Genomic DNA, 17,429 nt, shown 5'->3' on the forward strand with positions numbered 1-17,429 from the left:
CCGATCTGGACCGCATCTCGACCGAGATGAAGCCACGCAAGTATCGCGCGACAAAGGCGGACTGTCAGGCTTGCCCCCTGAAGGCGCAATGTTGCCCGAACAGCGATACCCGCAGCCTTCAACGCGGGAAATACGAGGTGGTGCGTGATTTTGCGCGCAGTTGCACGGCGTCTGCGTTTAACGAGATCGCGCAAAAACGGCGTAAGAAAGTTGAGATGCTGTTCGCGCATCTGAAGCGTATCCTGGGCCTCAACCGTCTGAGGCTTAGGGGACCATTAGGCGTGAAAGACGAGTTTACACTCGCCGCCACCGCTCAAAATCTGCGAAAACTGGCCAAGCTCTGCACAATAACGGCCCCATCTGCGCCGATTGGCTGAGAAAACCGGTCTGGCGGTTGCTCAAACTGACGAAAGCTCACTGAAAAATTACGAAGCGCAAAAACCATTCCGAAGTCGCCGACGAGTTTTTCAACAGCATCGGCCGAACATGTGGCGGAGGTCACTCGGGATTCTTGTGACGCTCCGATGTTCGGGACCGCAGAAACCACCATTCCGAACCGTTATCGCGTTCAACACGCCTAGCATTAACATCATGGAGCATCTGTCGAACTTCGTCGTCCGAGAATCCGCCAATCGGCCTTCTTAGCGCTTGAAATGAGCGATCAACATACGACTTGTGATTTAGCATCTCCGTCAATATTTCCTTTGCAACTTCGGCGCCGAGCCTTTGCTGTTTCAGAAGACTTATCTCATGCTGAAATTGCCGCCTTTGTAGAAATAGCTCTACGCATCCCGTCAAGACGCCTCCGATTACAACGCCAATAAGTGCCCATACTGCTTCACTCATCCAGAATCCCTTTTAAAAGGTTTTGCGGGGGGGACGGCGTGTTCACACGATTGCCTCCCCGCGTTTTCTGGCCTTGCAGGCAAGACTTCGCGACACGGCCTACCCTAACGTTCGGCAGCAGAATTTCTGCTTTCCACCGAAGCCAAGCATCGGTATCAAGCGGCATGGCAAAGCTGTATTTTCACTTTTCTACGATGAATGCGGGCAAATCGACCTCGCTTTTGCAGGCTTCGCACAACTATCGCGAAAGCGGGATGAAGACCTATTTGATCACCGCCCAGCTGGACAAGCGGGCGGGCCATGCGCGAATTGCCAGTCGCATCGGTATTGGACAAGACGCTGATACTTTTGCCCCAGGCGAGGATATTTACGCCAAAATTGCGGCCCAGCAGGCCAAAGGCCCTGTGGCCTGTGTGTTCATTGATGAGGCCCAGTTTCTGACCAAGGCACAGGTTTGGCAGTTGGCCCGGGCCGTGGATGATTTGGGCGTGCCAATTATGTGCTACGGCTTGCGCGTTGATTTTCAAGGAAATCTCTTCCCTGGCTCTGCGGCTTTGCTGGCGTGGGCCGATGAAATGCGCGAGGTGCGCACCATTTGCCATTGCGGTAAAAAGGCGACAATGGTGGTGCGCAAAGGGCCGGATGGGGCCGTTCTGAAAGACGGCGATCAGGTGCAGATCGGCGGCAATGAGAGCTATGTTTCGCTGTGCCGCAAACATTGGCGCCAAGCGGTTGGGGATTGCGAAACCGCCTGAGGCCTTTCGCGGGTGATCTGATCCAAACAGGTTACAAACCCTTCCGGCCCACTCATTTGACTTTACCGACTCATCCATAATCGGCCATGCTACCCCAAAGAAATACCACGGGGGGATCTATGGGCTGGCTTACGGATGAGACGGGCTTGGAACGTTGTGCGGCCAATCATGTGGCATTGACACCGTTGTCACATTTGGCGCGGGCTGCAGATGTGTTTCCCAATCGGCCCGCTGTGATCTATGGCCAAACCCGTCGCACCTATGGGCAATATTTTGACCGTGTCAGCCGTCTTGCGTCGGCCCTAGCTGCGCATGGGGTACGCCCGGGCGATGTAGTGGCAACTTTGCTGCCCAACGTCCCCGCGCATGCCGAGGCCCATTTTGGCGTGCCGGCCTGTGGCGCCGTGATCAACACCATCAACACGCGGCTAGAGGCCGACACAGTTGGCTATATCTTTGACCATGGCGGCGCAGTGGTTTTGCTGTGCGACACGGCTTTTTTGCCGCTGGCCGAAGCCGCGATAGAGCTGCAAGCCGGCCCGCCGCCGCATATCATCGAAGTACCCGATACCGAGGCAGGATTTACCGCGACAGGCCGCTATCCGACCTATGAAGCCCTGTTAGACTTTGGCGATCCGGATGATGCTTGGCACATGCCGGAAGATGAGTGGGAGAGCATCGCGCTGAACTATACGTCGGGCACCACGGGGCGGCCCAAGGGTGTGGTGTGCCATCATCGTGGGGCGTATTTGCTAACGATGGGCACCGTGGTCAGTTGGGGCATGACGATGCACCCGACGTATTTGACCATTGTACCATTGTTTCACTGCAATGGCTGGGGGCATACTTGGATGATGCCGGTTGTGGGCGGAACGATTGTGTTTTGCCGCGACATAACCGCAGGCGCGATTTATGATGCGATTGCCGATCATGGCGTTTCCCATTTTGGCGGTGCGCCGATTGTGCTGAATATGCTGATCCAAGCCAAGGCCGACCAGCGCCGCGCATTTGACCATATCGTACAAGTTTTTACCGCAGGCGCCCCCCCTGCTGCGGCTACGCTTGCAGCAATCGAACCTTTGGGCTTTTCGGTCAAACAGGTCTACGGGCTGACCGAGACCTATGGCCACATCACCGAATGCCTGTGGGATGCGCAATGGGACGCCCTGCCCCAAGCCGAGCGTGCCGCGATCAAGGCGCGCACCGGCGTTGTGCAGCCGATGGCCGGTCAGGCGGTTGTGATGAATGCGGCCATGCAGCCCGTCCCCCGAGATGGCGCCACACAGGGCGAGATTATGATCCGCGGGAATACCGTGATGAAGGGCTATTTCAAGAACCCCGAAGCCACCGCCGAGGCGTTTGAAGGCGGGTGGTTCCATTCCGGCGACATCGCGTTTCAACACCCTGACGGCTACATCAAGATCACCGACCGCGCCAAAGATATCATCATTTCCGGGGGCGAGAATGTCAGCTCGGTCGAGGTGGAAAACGCGCTGATGCACCACCCAGCCGTGTCGCTTTGCGCCGTGGTGGCCAAGCCTTGCGGCACTTGGGGCGAGGTGCCTTGCGCCTTTGTCGAATTGAAAGCAGATGCCGACGTGACCGAAGCGCAGCTTATCCGTTTTGCGCGCGAGCATTTGGCGGGATTTAAAACCCCCAAACAGGTGGTTTTTGGCGAGCTCCCCAAGACATCAACCGGAAAAATCCAAAAATTCTTGTTACGCAACGCCGCAAAGCTGTTGGAATGACGCTGTAAGATTGTGAAACCCTTGGCGGTCGTCTATCGTGGTGAAAAATAAGGCAGCAGGCAAGGCCATCAATGGCAATTACGGCCCTGAAAAAATATCAAAAGCTGGAAAGCTCTGGTCTGTGGCGTGAAAACGCAAAGGGCCAGAGGCGGGAAGTTATTGCCAATTTGGGGGCGACCTCGCTGATATTGTCCGACCCCAAGTGTGAGGTGGCGTTGACCCATTGGTCGCTGCCCGCCGTTAAACGGCTGAACCCCGGTGAGATGCCCGCGCTCTATGCGCCGGATGCCTCTGACGGGGAAACCTTGGAAATTGACGATAACGAGATGATTTCGGCGCTGGAAACCGTGAATGCGGCCATTCAAGCAACCCGCCCGCACAGGGGGCGGCTGCGCAACACGCTACTCGGTGCGGTCGCTGTGGGCATTCTGGCCATAGGGGTGTTTTGGCTGCCCAATGCACTGGTCGAACACACCGCCTCTTTCGTGCCCCGCACCACGCGCCAAGATATCGGGAACGAGGCTCTGGCAGACTTGACCCGCCTGACCGGCCAGCCCTGCGATTCCAAAAGCGGTAAGGCGGCACTGGCCAAGCTGTCGCGGCGGCTGTTTGGGCCGGACGGCGGGGTTGAGCTTGTGGTGGTGCGGACCGGCCTGACCATGGCCCAAGCCTTGCCGGGGCGGCTGGTTGTCCTACCCGAATCCCTGCTGGCCGAGCGAGACGGGCCAGAGACAATCGCAGGCTTTGCCCTTGCGGCCCGCATTGCGGCCGAACTGAACGACCCCATGCTGCACCTCCTGCAATACGCAGGCATGAGCGCAACCTTTCGCCTGCTGACAACCGGCAATTTGCCCGAGGCGGCCGTACGCGGCTATGCAGAAACCCTGATCAATTCCGAACAGCAACAACCGTCAGACGACACCTTACTCGCCCGATTTGAGGCGGCGGGCCTTGCCACGACCCCCTATGCGACCATGCGTGACCCTTCGGGTGCAACCACTGCGGGCCTGATTGAGGCAGATCCGTTCAGCAATGTGATTCCCCCCGCGCTTTTGCCCGATGGGGATTGGGTTAGCCTACAAGATATCTGTACAAACTAGGGCCGCCAAAAGGGCGGTATCTTGCGATGCGCCACAGCCTGCCCCCAAGCACTGGTGCCGGGTTTCCGCTTAAGCGACAAATCGCCCGTTTTACCCAATTTTGTTGAAAAAACTTGCCAGAATCGGTAAGGTTCCTTCGATATAAGGAATGACTGCGGGGCATACCCTGCGTAACAATGAGGCCGAGCCATGACAAAACATCTGATCGCAGCAAGCCTGCTGGCAATTGCCCTGCCGATGACCGCATTTGCGGGACCAATTGAAAGTGCCTGTAATAAGTCAGACCGTAAGGGTGCAAGCCGCGCACTCTGTAGCTGTATTCAGCAAGTCGCCGACATGACCTTGAAGGGTGGAGATCAGCGCAAAGCGGCCAAATTCTTTTCAGATCCAGATCAGGCGCAAAAGGTTCGCATGTCCAAAAGTGACCGCGACAACGAGTTTTGGGCGCGCTACAAAAACTTTGGTGAGACGGCTGCGGCCTATTGCGGCGGCTAATCAACCTAGGATTTTAGCGTAATACAATAGCCAACACCGACCAGCCTAAGGGATTGGTCGGTGTTTTGCGTTAAGCGGGTGCCCCCAAACAAAAACGGCCCCAATCGGGGCCGCCTGTTAGTCAATTGGTTGCAAATCAGTTGCCAGTGCCGGATTTCATTTTGCCGTGGCCCATTTTGCTATGGTCCATAGCTTTTCCCATTTCTGGCGTACGGTCATTGTCGACCGGAACGTCGACAACAATATCGCCTGCCTTTTCAAAGGTCAGCGTCAGTGTAACAACATCGCCCTGCACCGGCACCGTATTCAGGCCCAAGAACATAACATGCTCGCCACCGCGTTGCAGCATGTGGTTTTCGCCAGCGGCAATAGGAAAGCCTTCCTCGACATGCACCATTTTCATCACGCCATTAGCGTCTTGCAGGTGGGTATGCAGTTCAACCTTTTGGGCAATATCCGAATGGGCGTCGATCAGACGATCTTCGGCGCCGTGGTTTTCGATCGTCATAAAGGCCGCGCCACTGGTGGCCATTGCGCCCGAAACGCGCATGTAGGGATCGACGATGGTGATGTCGGCGGCAAAGGCCACAGGTGCCGCAGCGATAGCTAGAAAAGCGGCTGACGCCGCTGCGAAGAGGGATTTAGAGATCATGTGTTTGGTCTTTCATTGGATATGGATTTGAAACGGCGACGCTCAACCCATCAATGGCGGCCCTCTCGCCCGCGTAACCAGCACGTCTGCGGCGCGGGGCCGCGTGCTTAGCCCAATTGCGACAACCCGTTCGCCTGCGCTGGTTAAGGCTGCGATGGTTGGGCTGTCGGGCGGCAAATAGGCTGCCAAACCAGCAAGACACTCCGGGCATGGGTGCACCGGGCCAACAGGGTTTCCCTGATCGTCCAAAGTGATGCTGAGTACGCCATAACCCGAGCAAATGACGATCGTCGTGCCACCGTTTGACATGGCAGCGGCCTGCCCCTTTGCCACAGCCATAGAGACGCTGCCCGCGACTAGCGCAAGGCAGAGCAAAACAAGGCTGATGGGGCGGACTATCCGAAGCATGCGACTTTGTTATACAGGCACGGCCCTTTGTAAAAGGGTCATTTCAGCGCAGGTCACTCAAACGCAAAAAGCCCCGCTTGCCGCGGGGCCATGCGTTGAAATTGCAAAGCAATCAGGCTACTGCCTGTGCCTTTTCAACTTCTTTTTTGATCTTCAGCGCTTTTGGCGAAAGCTCGTCATTTTTGGCTTTTGCCAAGAATGCGTCAAACCCACCGCGGTGATCTACTGTGCGCAGGGCAGCAGCAGAAATACGCAGAGAGAAAGACTGACCGAGCACGTCGGACAACAACGTGACATCATTCAGGTTTGGCAGAAACCGGCGACGGTTTCTGTTTTTGGCGTGGCTGACAGTGTTGCCAGTCATTGGGCCTTTACCGCTCAGTTCGCAGACGCGCGACATAGTCGTGATCCTTGTATTCAACGCCCTAAGGGCGTCACATCAACATCAAAGGCCGCTGCAGTTTTCAGCATGCCAAAATTCTATCAGCGTCTGTTATGGGGAATCGCAGGCACAGTCAAGCGGGCAAGTCCGTGATCGCCGAGTTTTCACGCCCCAACACCCGTTTGGAGCAAAAGCTGCACTGCATTTATCTGCCAGCCCTCAGGCGTCTCGATCATCTGGTAATCCAGCAGATGGGTTTTCCCGCTTTCATCAGTGATCATTACCTGTTGCCAAATCTGCCCGTCAACCTCTCGAATCCCCAACATCCTTACAGACTTGGGCCGAAACACCATTGGATACCCGTTTTGGACCATGGCGCCAAAACGGTCTGCCGTGCCAAAAATATCTTTGATTGTCGGCGAAGCAAAGCCAAAAGCGCGGGCAAAATCATCGGCCTGAAAAGCATCTAACTGGCCATTTATAGTTGATTGAGGGGTCGCCCTCGCCCCCTCTTGCGCCATCACAAACACGGGATGCGCGCATATCAGGATCATAGCATAGACAAACTTTCGCACTCTGTAGCCCTCCGCATATGTTTCAGACCATAATCTAGCCCGAAAAATGAGCGGGACAAATGCGCCGCTAGTACCGCCGTGATGCGGTTGAGATGATCTAAATCAGAGCCGCAGGGCCAGAAGAGTGCGAGAATCGGCTCATCGTAACAACACAGATCGGACACAGCATGAAACGTGTATTCGCCCTTCTTCCCATCGCTTTTACACTCGCTTGCCAGCCAGCCTTCGCTGGCCCTGTAGCAGAATTTGATGCAGCCTTTGACGGCATGTATGCCAGCTATAGGGTTGCACTGTTCGCCACAAACTCGGGCAATGCCGAAAAATCGGCGGCCGCGATGGCAGGAATGGAACAGCAATGGCAAGGCCTGTTGGCAAGCTATGGCCAGACTCCGCCCCCGCAATATGAAGACGATACCCTTTGGCCAGACATGACCGCCGAGGTCAGCAAGACCCTCGCCAAAGCGCAAGACGAGGTCACAAGCGGCGACCTCGCCGCATCGCACCTGACGTTAGAGGCGGTACGTGAGTCTTTTAGCGCGCTGCACGCCCGCAATGGCATCGAGCGGTTCTCTGACCGCATGAACGCATACCATGCCGAGATGGAACATGTCCTAGAGTTGGATTTGACGGTGCTGGATGCAGCCGCCATGCAGCGGGTGTTGGAACATGCAGTCGTGTTGGATTATTTGGCCCAAGACATCGCGGTGCTTCCGCCTGCTGGCACCGAGGGTGACGCAGAGTACAACAGCTTATCATCGGCGATGCTTGCATCCGTTGACGCGTTGCTGACTGCGGCACGGGCTGCCGACGAAGCGGCCGTAAAGGCGGCCATTGGCGGGCTAAAGGTTCCCTATTCCAAGCTGTTTCTTAAATTCGGCTAAGCACATAAACTTTCGGCCCCGCAGCGTATCGCGGGGCCGATCTTTGCAGCGTTGGCTTGGCGGCGTTGGGCAGTCTTTAACCCAGCAATTCGCCCGCAAGGCCACGGTCAATCAATGCCAGTGATTCTTTGACACCGTAAAGCGCGATAAAACCGCCAAAGCGGGGGCCTTCGCTGGCACCAAGCAGCACTTCGTACAGCGCCTTGAACCACTCACGCAGGTTTTCGAACCCGTGATCTTTGCCAACAGCAAAGACCATGCTTTGCAGCGCCTCGGCGTCCAAGCCACCCTCCCAAGCGGCCAGACGGGCGCGCATATCTTCCATAGCCGCGCGCTCTTGATCGGTGGGCAGGCGGAACACCCGCTTTGGCGCCACGAAATCGGCGAAATAGCGCACCGCATAGCCCGCCGCCGCATCTAAATCGGGGTGCGTTTCAGGCGATGCCTCAGGCGCATACCGCTTGATAAAGCCCCAGAGGCCCGCCGCATCCGATGCCGCCGACACGCTGGCAAGGTTCAGCAACATCGAGAACGGCACCACCATTTTGCTTTCGGGTGGGTTGCCGGAGTGGATGTGCCACACAGGGTTGTTCAACTGCGCCGCAATATCTTGGCCCGCATAGGCGCGCAGCTGCTGATGGTATTCATCCATCGCACGCGGGATCACATCAAAATGCATCCGCTTGGCGGTTTTGGGCTTTTGATACATGAAGTACGACAGGCTTTCGGTGCTGGCATAGGTTAGCCATTCATCGATTGTCAGGCCGTTGCCGCTGGATTTGCTGATCTTGTGACCATCCGCATCAAGGAACAACTCATAGGTCATATGGTTGGGTTTGCGCCCGCCCAGTGCCTCACAAATCCCGTCATAGATCGGGGTGTTGGTCGAATGATCTTTGCCATACATCTCAAAGTCGACGTCCAACGCCGCCCAGCGCGCGCCGAAATCGGGCTTCCACTGCAACTTAACATTGCCGCCGGTCACGGGCAGCGTCCACTCACGGCCATCCTCATCATCAAAGGTGATGGTGTGGTTGGTGGCATCGACTTTCTTCATCGGCACATACAAAACCCGCCCGGTTTCGGGGTGAATCGGCAAAAACGCCGAATAGGTTTGCTGACGCTCTTCCCGCAGGGATTTCAGCATGATCGCCATGATCGCGTCATAGCGCTCAACGCACAGCCGCAAAACATCATCAAACTGCCCCGATTTGTAAAACTCGGACGCGCTGATGAATTCATACTCGAACCCGAAGGTATCAAGGAAACGGCGCAGCATGGCGTTGTTGTGATGGCCAAAGCTTTCATATTCGCCATACGGGTCGGGCACGGTGGTCAAAGGCTTTTGCATGTGCTCGCGCAGCATGTCCTGCTGCGGCACGTTGCTGGGCACTTTGCGCATGCCGTCCACATCATCCGAAAAACAGATAAGACGGGTGGGTATGTCGGAAATAGCTTCAAACGCGCGGCGGATCATGGTTGTGCGTGCCACCTCGCCAAAGGTGCCGATATGCGGCAGGCCGCTGGGGCCATAGCCGGTTTCAAACAGCACATAGCCCTTTTCCGGCGCTTTCTTGGCATAGCGTTTCAGCAGCGCGCGTGCCTCTTCAAAAGGCCAGGCTTTCGACGTCATCGCAGCTTCACGCAGGGCAGACATATCCCTCATCCTTATATTGGTATAACAACACCGTGTTGTCATAGACCGGCCACTCCTATTGCCCCGCCGCCAATAGGTCAATAATCTGTACCCAAATGACCCATATAAGGACGAAACCGATGCCCGATACACTTGCCACAATAACCGCCCAAGACGCGCTTTTGGCAATTATGGTCGCCGTGTCGGCATCTGATGAAAACTTGCGCACGTCCGAACTGGTGGCGATTCAGCGCATCGTCAACCACCTGCCGGTATTCGCAGGCTATGACCCAGACCGCTTTGCACAAGTGTCAGGCGTGGTATTTGATTTGCTTGAAGAAGAAGACGGGCTTGATGCGTTTTTCGGGTTAATTCAAGACGCGCTGCCGGAAAAGCTGTTTGAAACGGCTTATGCTCTGGCCTGCGATGTGGCCGCAGCCGATGGCACGCTTTATGAACAAGAGCTGCAATTCTTGCAGGAAATCCGTGATGAGCTGGCAATTGACCGCCTGCACGCTGCCGCGATTGAGCGTGGCGCGCGCGCACGGCATATGACAGTCTGACGCAAACGGTATGCGCACGCCGCCTCAGGTGTATTGCGCCGCCCAGTGGCTGATCAGTTTGGCCTGCATATCGCGGGCCCGCCGTGTCCATTGCGACCCGCCCTTGGGCTGTTCACGTTCCGACATCGACAGCGCATCCCGCCGCGCTGTATCGGCGCTAAAGATCGCAAAGGTCAACTCTTTGCCGGACGTAGGCTGCACATAGCCCGCAAGGCCGGACACAAAGTTCAGCGTGCCGGTTTTGGCCACAACGCGGGTGGGGTGATTTTTGATCTCTTTGCCATCCGCACCGCGCAAGCCTTGCTGTTTCAAAAGGTCTGGCAACATGCCGCCCCGCGCGGCATGAAACGCCTTGGCCATATCGTTTGCCGAAATCCGCGAATCTCCGCCAAGGCCAGAGTGATCGACAAAGCGGCTGCTAATGCCGTGCTTGGCCGCAGCCCAAGCCTGCATCTGCGCCGCCGAGGCCTTTAGGCCTGCCGCGCCAGATGCCGTAAGGCCCAGCGCCTCGGCCGTCATGTTGGTCGAATATTTCAACATATCGCGCATCACCTCGGACAGCGCATCGCTGCGCGTCTCGGCGACAACCGCGCCTGCGGGCAGGGCACCGATAAGCGATGCCTCGGGCAGGCGCAGGCCATGCGCACGCATCAAGGTGGCAAACACCTCGGCGGTGTATATCTCGGGGTGGCGCACGGGCAACCAACGGCTGCCTGCCTTGCCCAGCGCGGCTTGCGCCACTGTCCATGTGTCACGGTCATTGGCGGCCTTATAGGCAAACAGCGGTGCCTCGCGCGGCACAGCGCTAACGCTTGCCATCGCCACGGCAGGGATAAAGCGTTTGCCGCGCGCATCCATTGAAATATTATAGCCGTTATTGCCACGCCGCCATTCAAAATTCACGCGGTTATAGTTCAGGTTCAACCCAGAAACCGCAGGGTTATAGCCCACGAAATCAGGCTGTTCGTGGTCAATTTCATCAATATGCGGAATACCGCCAGCAAAGGCGAGGTAGCGGCCGCTGATCTCGGTGATCCCTTTGGCGGCCAAGGTCTGCGCAAGATCGCCCAAGCGGTCTGTATCAAGGCTGGGGTCGCCGCTGCCAACCAAAATCAAGTCGCCTTGCAGCCGCCCGCCTTGAACCGGCCCTGTGGTCATAACGCGCGTTGCATAGCGATAGCTGGCGCCCAGCCGGTCAAGCGCGTAAAAGCTGGTCATTGCCTTGGCCACCGAGGCTGGCGGTTGGCCCACTGTTTCATTCATAGCTTCGATGATTTTGCCGCTGCGGCTGTCCATGACGACAAAGCCCACGGTGCCCCCCAGGCCTGCCGCCGACACGATCGCATCACTGCCGCCCGACCGCGCGATGCCAGAGCCGGGCTTTGACGCCGGACGCGGTGAACGCGCCGGTGCTTCGGCACAGCCGGGAACGGCTGCGCTGGCCAAAAGCGCCGTTAAAACCCAACGTCTAGAATACATCACCGATCCCCCACAACACCCATCACAAACCTACCCCAAGGCAGACGCAAACGTCCAGCACCCCTACTCAGGCTTTTTGCTGATCTGCCCGACCCATTCCCCCCGCGCACGAATGGCACTGGACGAGGCGTTGCGTAAAGGCATGTTCAGAAAACACCATCGCGGCAGCGCACCGTGGGCCAAAGTTTGCGCCAGTCCATCCGGTACACGCGCGCGCCAAAACACCTCGGCAGTCTTGGACAGCCGCGCTTGAATGCGGCTACCGGGGCGGGCCAAAACGCCCACGGGCACCATGTGCATGATGTCTTGCCAGCGGTCCCATTGGTCAAACTGCAACAGGTTATCGGCCCCCATCAGCCAGACAAACCGCACATCCGGATAGCGGGCGGTCAGGGCCTTTAGCGTCTCGGCGGTATAGCGTGTGCCCAGACGCGCCTCGATATCGGTTACAATCACACGCGGATCATCCATCACCACCTGCGCCTGCGCCAATCGGTCGGCCATCGGCGCAGGTTGACGCGCCTTTAGCGGATTACCGGGCGACACCAACCACCACACCCTATCCAACCCGAACCGTTTGATCGCCTCGCGCGTCAGATGCGCATGGCCTTCGTGGGCAGGGTCAAACGACCCGCCCAACAGGCCGATGACCATCCCCTTGGTCGCGATTGGAAATCCTTGCCGCATATTTCAAAACTACTTTCGCTGCGCGCCAAGACCTGTCTGGCTGTGGCAATTTGGATAAAGCGCTATCTTCCTTGCCTCCGCATCAGGGCCCCCCTCGGACGGCCTTTTTGTGATAAACCTGTCAGACCCAATCGCCATATATCGTTTAAAACGCTATTAAACCGCAGCTTTGGCAGACAGCTTTGGCGCTGTCGAGAACTGTCTGCACATAAAATGTCGGTCTAATATAGCCGAACACAACCGACAGGCGCTTGCGCGCAGCTTTAGCCAAAGCTTTCGACGCATTGTTGCCCTTGTCCACAACAATCGCTACATAGCGCTTAACAACGGATCAGGAGCACTATCATGGCCAGCTATCAATACATCTACCACATGGACGGCGTGTCAAAGACCTATCCGGGTGGCAAGAAATGCTTTGAAAATATTCAACTGAACTTTCTCCCCGGCGTGAAAATCGGTGTGGTCGGCGTGAACGGCGCGGGTAAATCGACCCTGCTGAAAATCATGGCCGGTATGGACAAAGATTTCAAAGGCGAAGCATGGGCCGCCAAAGGCGCGCGCGTGGGTTATCTGGCGCAGGAACCGCACCTTGACCCAAAGCTGACCGCCAAAGAAAACGTCATGCTCGGCGTGGCAAGTAAGACCGCGATTCTAGAGCGTTACAACGAATTGGCGATGAACTATTCGGATGAAACCGCTGACGAGATGGCGAACCTGCAAGACCAGATAGACGCGGGCAACCTGTGGGAACTGGACGCAACTGTCGGCGTGGCAATGGACGCTTTGCGCTGCCCGCCCGATGACGCGAATGTTGAGGATTTGTCGGGCGGCGAACGCCGCCGCATCGCGCTGTGCAAGCTGTTGCTGGAAGAGCCAGACATGCTGCTGCTTGACGAGCCGACCAACCACCTTGACGCCGAATCGATTGCTTGGCTGCAAAAGCACCTGATCAATTACAAAGGCACGATCCTGATCGTCACGCACGACCGTTACTTCCTTGACGATATCACCAGCTGGATTCTGGAACTCGACCGCGGTCGCGGCATTCCGTATGAGGGCAACTATTCCGCATGGCTGGAACAAAAGGCCAAGCGGATGCAGCAGGAATCGCGCGAGGACAAGACCAAGCAAAAGGCGCTGGAAAAGGAACTGGAGTGGATCCGTTCTGGTGCCAAGGCCCGCCAATCCAAAGGCAAGGCCCGTATTGCACGCTATAATGAAATGGCTGGTCAAACGGTTATGGAACGGTCAACCACCGCGCAGATCGTTATTCCGAACGGCGAACGCCTCGGGAATAAGGTCATCGAGGTTGTCGGCCTATCCAAGCATATGGGCGACAAGCAGTTGATGGAAAACCTGACGTTTACCATCCCACCCGGGGCGATTGTTGGGGTTATCGGCCCGAACGGCGCGGGTAAATCGACGCTGTTCCGCATGATCACCGGACAAGAGAAGCCGGATGAGGGCACGATCACCTTGGGCGACACCGTGCAGCTGGCCTATGTTGACCAGTCGCGCGACAGCCTCGACCCGAATGCCACCGCGTGGGAGGAAATCTCGGGCGGGGCCGAGGTCATTCACCTTGGCGACATGGAAGTGAACAGCCGCGTTTATGCCGGTTCGTTCAACTTTAAAGGCACTGACCAGCAGAAAAAGGTTGGCCTGCTGTCGGGTGGTGAGCGGAACCGCGTGCACATGGCGAAACTGCTGCGCTCGGGCGGGAACGTGCTGCTGCTTGATGAACCGACCAACGATTTGGACGTGGAAACCCTGCAAGCGCTGGAACAAGCGATTGAGGATTTCGCCGGCTGCGCGATCATCATCTCGCACGACCGCTTTTTCCTCGACCGCCTCTGCACGCATATGCTCGCGTTCGAAGGCGACGCGCATGTGGAATGGTTCGAGGGCAACTTTGAAGACTACGAGCAGGACAAAATCCGCCGCTTGGGTCCAGATGCGTTGGAGCCAAAACGGGCGAAGTACAAACGCTTTGCGCGGTAAGGAATGCGGCATTGGGCAAGGGCAGATCAGTAAAACTATTTCTCGCAGAGGGGTCCGCAACAGGGATCCTTACTGCAGAAATCATCAACTGGACTGGTCATGCCCTTGCCGCGCCGAGGACACGACTTGAAGCAGCACTGAAACGCGAAGAACTCAAAAGAACTGGGATATACATTCTTTACAGCGACTCTTTTGGCGCAGATCTCCCCTCCGTTTATGTGGGGGAGGGTGATGATTTTTCGGTGCGTCTTCGCATCCATTCGCGCGACAATGAAAAAGACTATTGGGACCGCTTTATTGCGGTCACAAGCAAAGACATGAACCTTACAAAGGCGCATGTAAAATATCTTGAAGGTCGTCTGATCTCGCTCCTAACAGACGCCAAAAAGTGCGAACTCCAGAACAAAACGGAACCAACTTTCGACAAGCTTCCAGAGGCGGACATCTCGGATATGGAAACGTTCCTTGAAGAGCTTCAGCTGGTGCTTCCGGTTATCGGGGTGGATTTCTTTCGAAAACCGCAGATTAGGCCGCAGCCTAATTTCCCCCCTGAAGAGCCACAAACTAAGTTTTATTTGAGGAATTCCGCAAAGGGAATTATCGCAACGGCAGTCGAAGCGGACGGGGAGTTTGTCATATTGGCAGGCGCAACAGGAAGCTTAAACGTTGCCCCATCCTTTAATGATCGCAACCGAAATCAAAGAGATCAAGCGCTCGAAAGTGGGCGCGCCGTTAAACTGGACGACAAGACATTTCGTTTACAGCAAGATATCGGCTTCACAAGCCCAAGTGCCGCAGCCGTATTTCTTTTTGGAACAAGCAGAAACGGCCGAACAGATTGGCTGGTCGATGGCCAAAGCATCACTTATGGTCAATGGTCTGATGCCAAAGTACAGGCTGCAGAGTAAGAAATCGCACTTAGCCCCCCAAAAGGAACCAATCCCACCCCACACGCGTTCTTCCCATAGCAACAGCAAATGGAGAAGATCATGAAAGGTATTGTCGCTTGGTTTATGGGGGTTCCTGTCGTCGTGATTATCCTGCTTTACGTATTTGGGTTCTTTTAAGCCCGTACTTTAAAGCAAAGACACTTAACGCTTTTCCACCACCCGTGGCCGCCCTGCATCATCGATCGCCACAAAGGTAAACACCGCTTCTGTCACCTTTTCGCGCGCGCCAAAGCGGCCACGGCGCACCCATGCTTCTATCTCTATGCCCATCGAGGTACGTCCAACGCGGATAACGCGGCCATAGATGCACAGCACATCGCCCACGCCCACGGGCCGGATAAACTTCATCGCGTCCAGCGCGACAGTGGTCACGCGGCCATTGGCGCGCTCACCGGCAATGATCCCCGCCGCGATGTCCATCTGGCTTAGCACCCAGCCACCAAAGATATCGCCATTGGTATTCACATCACGCGGCATCGCCAAAGTGCGCAGCGTCAGCTCGCCCTCGGGGCCAGCATCTGTGCCCGTTTCAATAGCCTTTTCCATGCACTTCTTCTCCTGTCAGCGCGGGCGTAAAGGTACATACCAGCCGCATTTCATCAAAGGCGCGCAGGGTATGGCGGTCATGCGCGTTCAGGGCATAGATTACCCCCGGCGTGATCGGATGCACCTGCCCTGTCGCCAAATCTTCAATCTCACCACGGCCCGAAATACAATAACACGCCTCAAGATGGGATTTGTAGTCCAGCGTCATCTCGGCACCGGCCAAGATGATCGTATCGGTCATGGTGTAGCCCATACCGTCAGGCGCAGTCAGCAAACGGCGGCTGTTCCAGCCCGGGCCGGTTACATCATGCGCCGAGCCGATCACTTGGCTAAGGCTTCGAACAATCATGCCGCCCCCTTTTTTAGAATAAGGAACACTTTAGCCGCCACGCTGTTCTATCAGAGCGCGTTGTTCAACCCCACAACTGTCCGCATCAGCCCAAATACTGTGTTTGCCGTGGCCAAAGGAGACTCGGTCGCCAATACGGTATCCATAGGATTTACCTTAAAGTTCCGCGCAGCAAACAGCCCATCTGCCGTCGTCAGATCAAAGGTGAAAATAACATTGCGCATTTTCGGCCCTTTCAGACCATCCGCGCGAAGCGCTTTCTGCGGATATTCCCGCAAGATCAAAACGCCCTTTGGATTGGCGCGGCTACCATTCAAGCCGCCGACCAAAGACATCGCTTCAAGGGCCGTGATCGACTCTCGTTCAAAGCCAATCAGGTTTTCACTGCCCGTAGCGCCCAGCGAGGTAAAATAACGATCATCTTCGCGCACGATAACTTTGTCACCGCCACGCAACGTCGTATTCTTGTTCGCCTCGGCGAACAGCCGATCAGCACGGATTTCATAGGTTTTAGAATCGCGGATCAGCCGGACGAGCGGGTTTTTAAGGGTTGGGTCAATGCCGCCACCTTCGGCCAAAAGCGTAAGGATTGTGTAATTGCGGGTTGGCAACGGGTAGGTTCCGGGCTTGCCAGCGCCGCTGACAAGGTCAACTGAATTGCGCATTCCCGCCTCAACGCTAAGTTGAACCTGCGCGGTCGCGGCAATCGGCTCCATCGCCTTTTGCACCACTTCGCGGGCGGCGCTTGGGGTCAGTCCATTCACAACGATTTCGCCAAGATACGGCACAAATATGGTGCCCTGTGGGGAAACCTCCATCGGCGCAAACGATACTTGTTTTTGGGCCGCTGCGGTTAGCAAAGAATTGTCCTGACTGTCCCAAATCACCAACTTAACGTGATCACCAGACACGATGGAAACACCGTTTGGGCCGCCCTTGGCTGGAATCCAATTGTAGCCGCCGCTCCACCCTGTGACGGGCCAACTGGCCACTTGCGCGACATTGCTGCGACTGACGGCCACCACCGAAAACGTCGGCTCTTTTGCATTTTGTTCGTGCAACACTTCGGAAGTTATACCCGCACCGCGCGGAAGGCTGCATCCGGAAAGGGCAATGCCCGCAATCGCCAAGGCGCAAATTAGTTTCAAGCGCAAGACAGCCCCCAATTCCCAGATCTTCTGCATTAACGGCAAAGTAACGCCTGTCGTCATTAAGAGCCACATCTCAGGGTAGTACCGCCCCAAAAAAAGCGCAAACTGTGTCCTACATGAGCTGAATTGGCCACAACCTGACATTGTCGAGTTATTGTCAAATCTGGTGTTTGAGGCTTGTCGGTCATGCGGCGATCTGGTCTGGGGTTGTGGCTTCAATTCCGT

General features: G+C 56.3%; 19 protein-coding genes. 9 read left to right on the forward strand and 10 right to left on the reverse strand.

Annotated elements, in window-relative coordinates:
- The 5 genes from ACEN2J_RS18845 to ACEN2J_RS18865 all read left to right on the forward strand — a co-directional run.
- The coding region (locus tag ACEN2J_RS18845; protein ID WP_442108026.1) for a transposase at positions 1–377 on the forward strand (377 nt) is incomplete at its 5' end.
- A 633-nt stretch (positions 378–1,010) separates the two neighbouring features.
- Positions 1,011–1,601, forward strand: coding sequence for a thymidine kinase (locus ACEN2J_RS18850; RefSeq protein ID WP_442108028.1), 591 nt, complete (start codon positions 1,011–1,013; stop codon positions 1,599–1,601).
- 119 nt (positions 1,602–1,720) lie between these two features.
- Entirely contained in the window at positions 1,721–3,349 is a 1,629-nt protein-coding gene (locus ACEN2J_RS18855; RefSeq protein WP_442108030.1) for an AMP-binding protein, read from the forward strand.
- Positions 3,350–3,420: 71 nt separating this feature from the next.
- On the forward strand, positions 3,421–4,449 hold the full coding sequence (locus tag ACEN2J_RS18860; protein WP_442108032.1) for a hypothetical protein: 1,029 nt from the start codon (positions 3,421–3,423) through the stop codon (positions 4,447–4,449).
- 189 nt (positions 4,450–4,638) lie between these two features.
- Complete coding sequence (locus tag ACEN2J_RS18865) at positions 4,639–4,944, forward strand: hypothetical protein (RefSeq protein ID WP_442108034.1); 306 nt, start codon at positions 4,639–4,641, stop codon at positions 4,942–4,944.
- A gap of 136 nt (positions 4,945–5,080) precedes the next feature.
- On the opposite strand, the gene ACEN2J_RS18870 is transcribed toward ACEN2J_RS18865, so the two are convergent.
- The 4 genes from ACEN2J_RS18870 to ACEN2J_RS18885 form a co-directional block, all read right to left on the reverse strand.
- The gene (locus tag ACEN2J_RS18870; RefSeq protein ID WP_442108036.1) at positions 5,081–5,596 is read right to left on the reverse strand and encodes a copper chaperone PCu(A)C; all 516 of its coding nucleotides are present in this window, start codon (positions 5,594–5,596) and stop codon (positions 5,081–5,083) included.
- Between the two features lie 42 nt (positions 5,597–5,638).
- Positions 5,639–6,004, reverse strand: a complete 366-nt coding sequence (locus ACEN2J_RS18875; RefSeq protein WP_442108038.1) for a hypothetical protein — start codon at positions 6,002–6,004, stop codon at positions 5,639–5,641.
- 112 nt (positions 6,005–6,116) lie between these two features.
- The gene (rpmB, locus tag ACEN2J_RS18880) at positions 6,117–6,404 is read right to left on the reverse strand and encodes a 50S ribosomal protein L28 (RefSeq protein WP_442108040.1); all 288 of its coding nucleotides are present in this window, start codon (positions 6,402–6,404) and stop codon (positions 6,117–6,119) included.
- Positions 6,405–6,550: 146 nt separating this feature from the next.
- Positions 6,551–6,961, reverse strand: a complete 411-nt coding sequence (locus ACEN2J_RS18885; protein WP_442108042.1) for a DUF4864 domain-containing protein — start codon at positions 6,959–6,961, stop codon at positions 6,551–6,553.
- 167 nt (positions 6,962–7,128) lie between these two features.
- Between ACEN2J_RS18885 and ACEN2J_RS18890 the strand changes: the two genes are divergently transcribed.
- The gene (locus ACEN2J_RS18890) at positions 7,129–7,842 is read left to right on the forward strand and encodes a hypothetical protein (RefSeq protein ID WP_442108044.1); all 714 of its coding nucleotides are present in this window, start codon (positions 7,129–7,131) and stop codon (positions 7,840–7,842) included.
- Positions 7,843–7,918: 76 nt separating this feature from the next.
- Here ACEN2J_RS18890 and ACEN2J_RS18895 read toward each other — a convergent pair whose 3' ends face one another.
- Complete coding sequence (locus ACEN2J_RS18895; protein ID WP_442108046.1) at positions 7,919–9,499, reverse strand: lysine--tRNA ligase; 1,581 nt, start codon at positions 9,497–9,499, stop codon at positions 7,919–7,921.
- Between the two features lie 119 nt (positions 9,500–9,618).
- On the opposite strand from ACEN2J_RS18895, the gene ACEN2J_RS18900 reads away from it, so the two are divergent.
- Positions 9,619–10,041 carry a tellurite resistance TerB family protein gene (locus ACEN2J_RS18900; RefSeq protein ID WP_442108048.1) on the forward strand — a complete coding sequence of 141 codons (423 nt, stop codon included), beginning with the start codon at positions 9,619–9,621 and terminating at the stop codon, positions 10,039–10,041.
- 24 nt (positions 10,042–10,065) lie between these two features.
- Here the strand turns inward: ACEN2J_RS18900 and dacB are convergent, their stop codons facing one another.
- On the reverse strand, positions 10,066–11,520 hold the full coding sequence (gene dacB, locus ACEN2J_RS18905; protein ID WP_442108050.1) for a D-alanyl-D-alanine carboxypeptidase/D-alanyl-D-alanine endopeptidase: 1,455 nt from the start codon (positions 11,518–11,520) through the stop codon (positions 10,066–10,068).
- Positions 11,521–11,583: 63 nt separating this feature from the next.
- Positions 11,584–12,207, reverse strand: coding sequence for a nicotinate-nucleotide adenylyltransferase (locus tag ACEN2J_RS18910; protein ID WP_442108052.1), 624 nt, complete (start codon positions 12,205–12,207; stop codon positions 11,584–11,586).
- Positions 12,208–12,552: 345 nt separating this feature from the next.
- On the opposite strand from ACEN2J_RS18910, the gene ettA reads away from it, so the two are divergent.
- Together ettA and ACEN2J_RS18920 are read left to right on the forward strand one after the other, a co-directional pair.
- Positions 12,553–14,208 carry an energy-dependent translational throttle protein EttA gene (ettA, locus tag ACEN2J_RS18915; RefSeq protein WP_442108054.1) on the forward strand — a complete coding sequence of 552 codons (1,656 nt, stop codon included), beginning with the start codon at positions 12,553–12,555 and terminating at the stop codon, positions 14,206–14,208.
- Between the two features lie 11 nt (positions 14,209–14,219).
- Positions 14,220–15,116: a GIY-YIG nuclease family protein gene (locus ACEN2J_RS18920; protein ID WP_442108055.1), complete on the forward strand. Its 897-nt coding sequence runs from the start codon at positions 14,220–14,222 to the stop codon at positions 15,114–15,116.
- A gap of 183 nt (positions 15,117–15,299) precedes the next feature.
- Here ACEN2J_RS18920 and ACEN2J_RS18925 read toward each other — a convergent pair whose 3' ends face one another.
- From ACEN2J_RS18925 to ACEN2J_RS18935, 3 genes are read right to left on the reverse strand one after another with little or no spacing between them, the layout of a single operon-like run.
- Positions 15,300–15,704: an acyl-CoA thioesterase gene (locus ACEN2J_RS18925; RefSeq protein WP_442108057.1), complete on the reverse strand. Its 405-nt coding sequence runs from the start codon at positions 15,702–15,704 to the stop codon at positions 15,300–15,302.
- Positions 15,688–16,053 carry an ectoine synthase gene (locus tag ACEN2J_RS18930; RefSeq protein ID WP_442108059.1) on the reverse strand — a complete coding sequence of 122 codons (366 nt, stop codon included), beginning with the start codon at positions 16,051–16,053 and terminating at the stop codon, positions 15,688–15,690. Before ACEN2J_RS18930 ends, ACEN2J_RS18925 begins: the two co-directional genes overlap by 17 nt.
- A gap of 50 nt (positions 16,054–16,103) precedes the next feature.
- Entirely contained in the window at positions 16,104–17,207 is a 1,104-nt protein-coding gene (locus ACEN2J_RS18935; protein WP_442108061.1) for a polysaccharide biosynthesis/export family protein, read from the reverse strand.
- Positions 17,208–17,429 lie beyond the last annotated feature (222 nt).

Source organism: Pseudorhodobacter sp. W20_MBD10_FR17 (genome assembly GCF_052119765.1).
Lineage (GTDB): Bacteria > Pseudomonadota > Alphaproteobacteria > Rhodobacterales > Rhodobacteraceae > Pseudorhodobacter.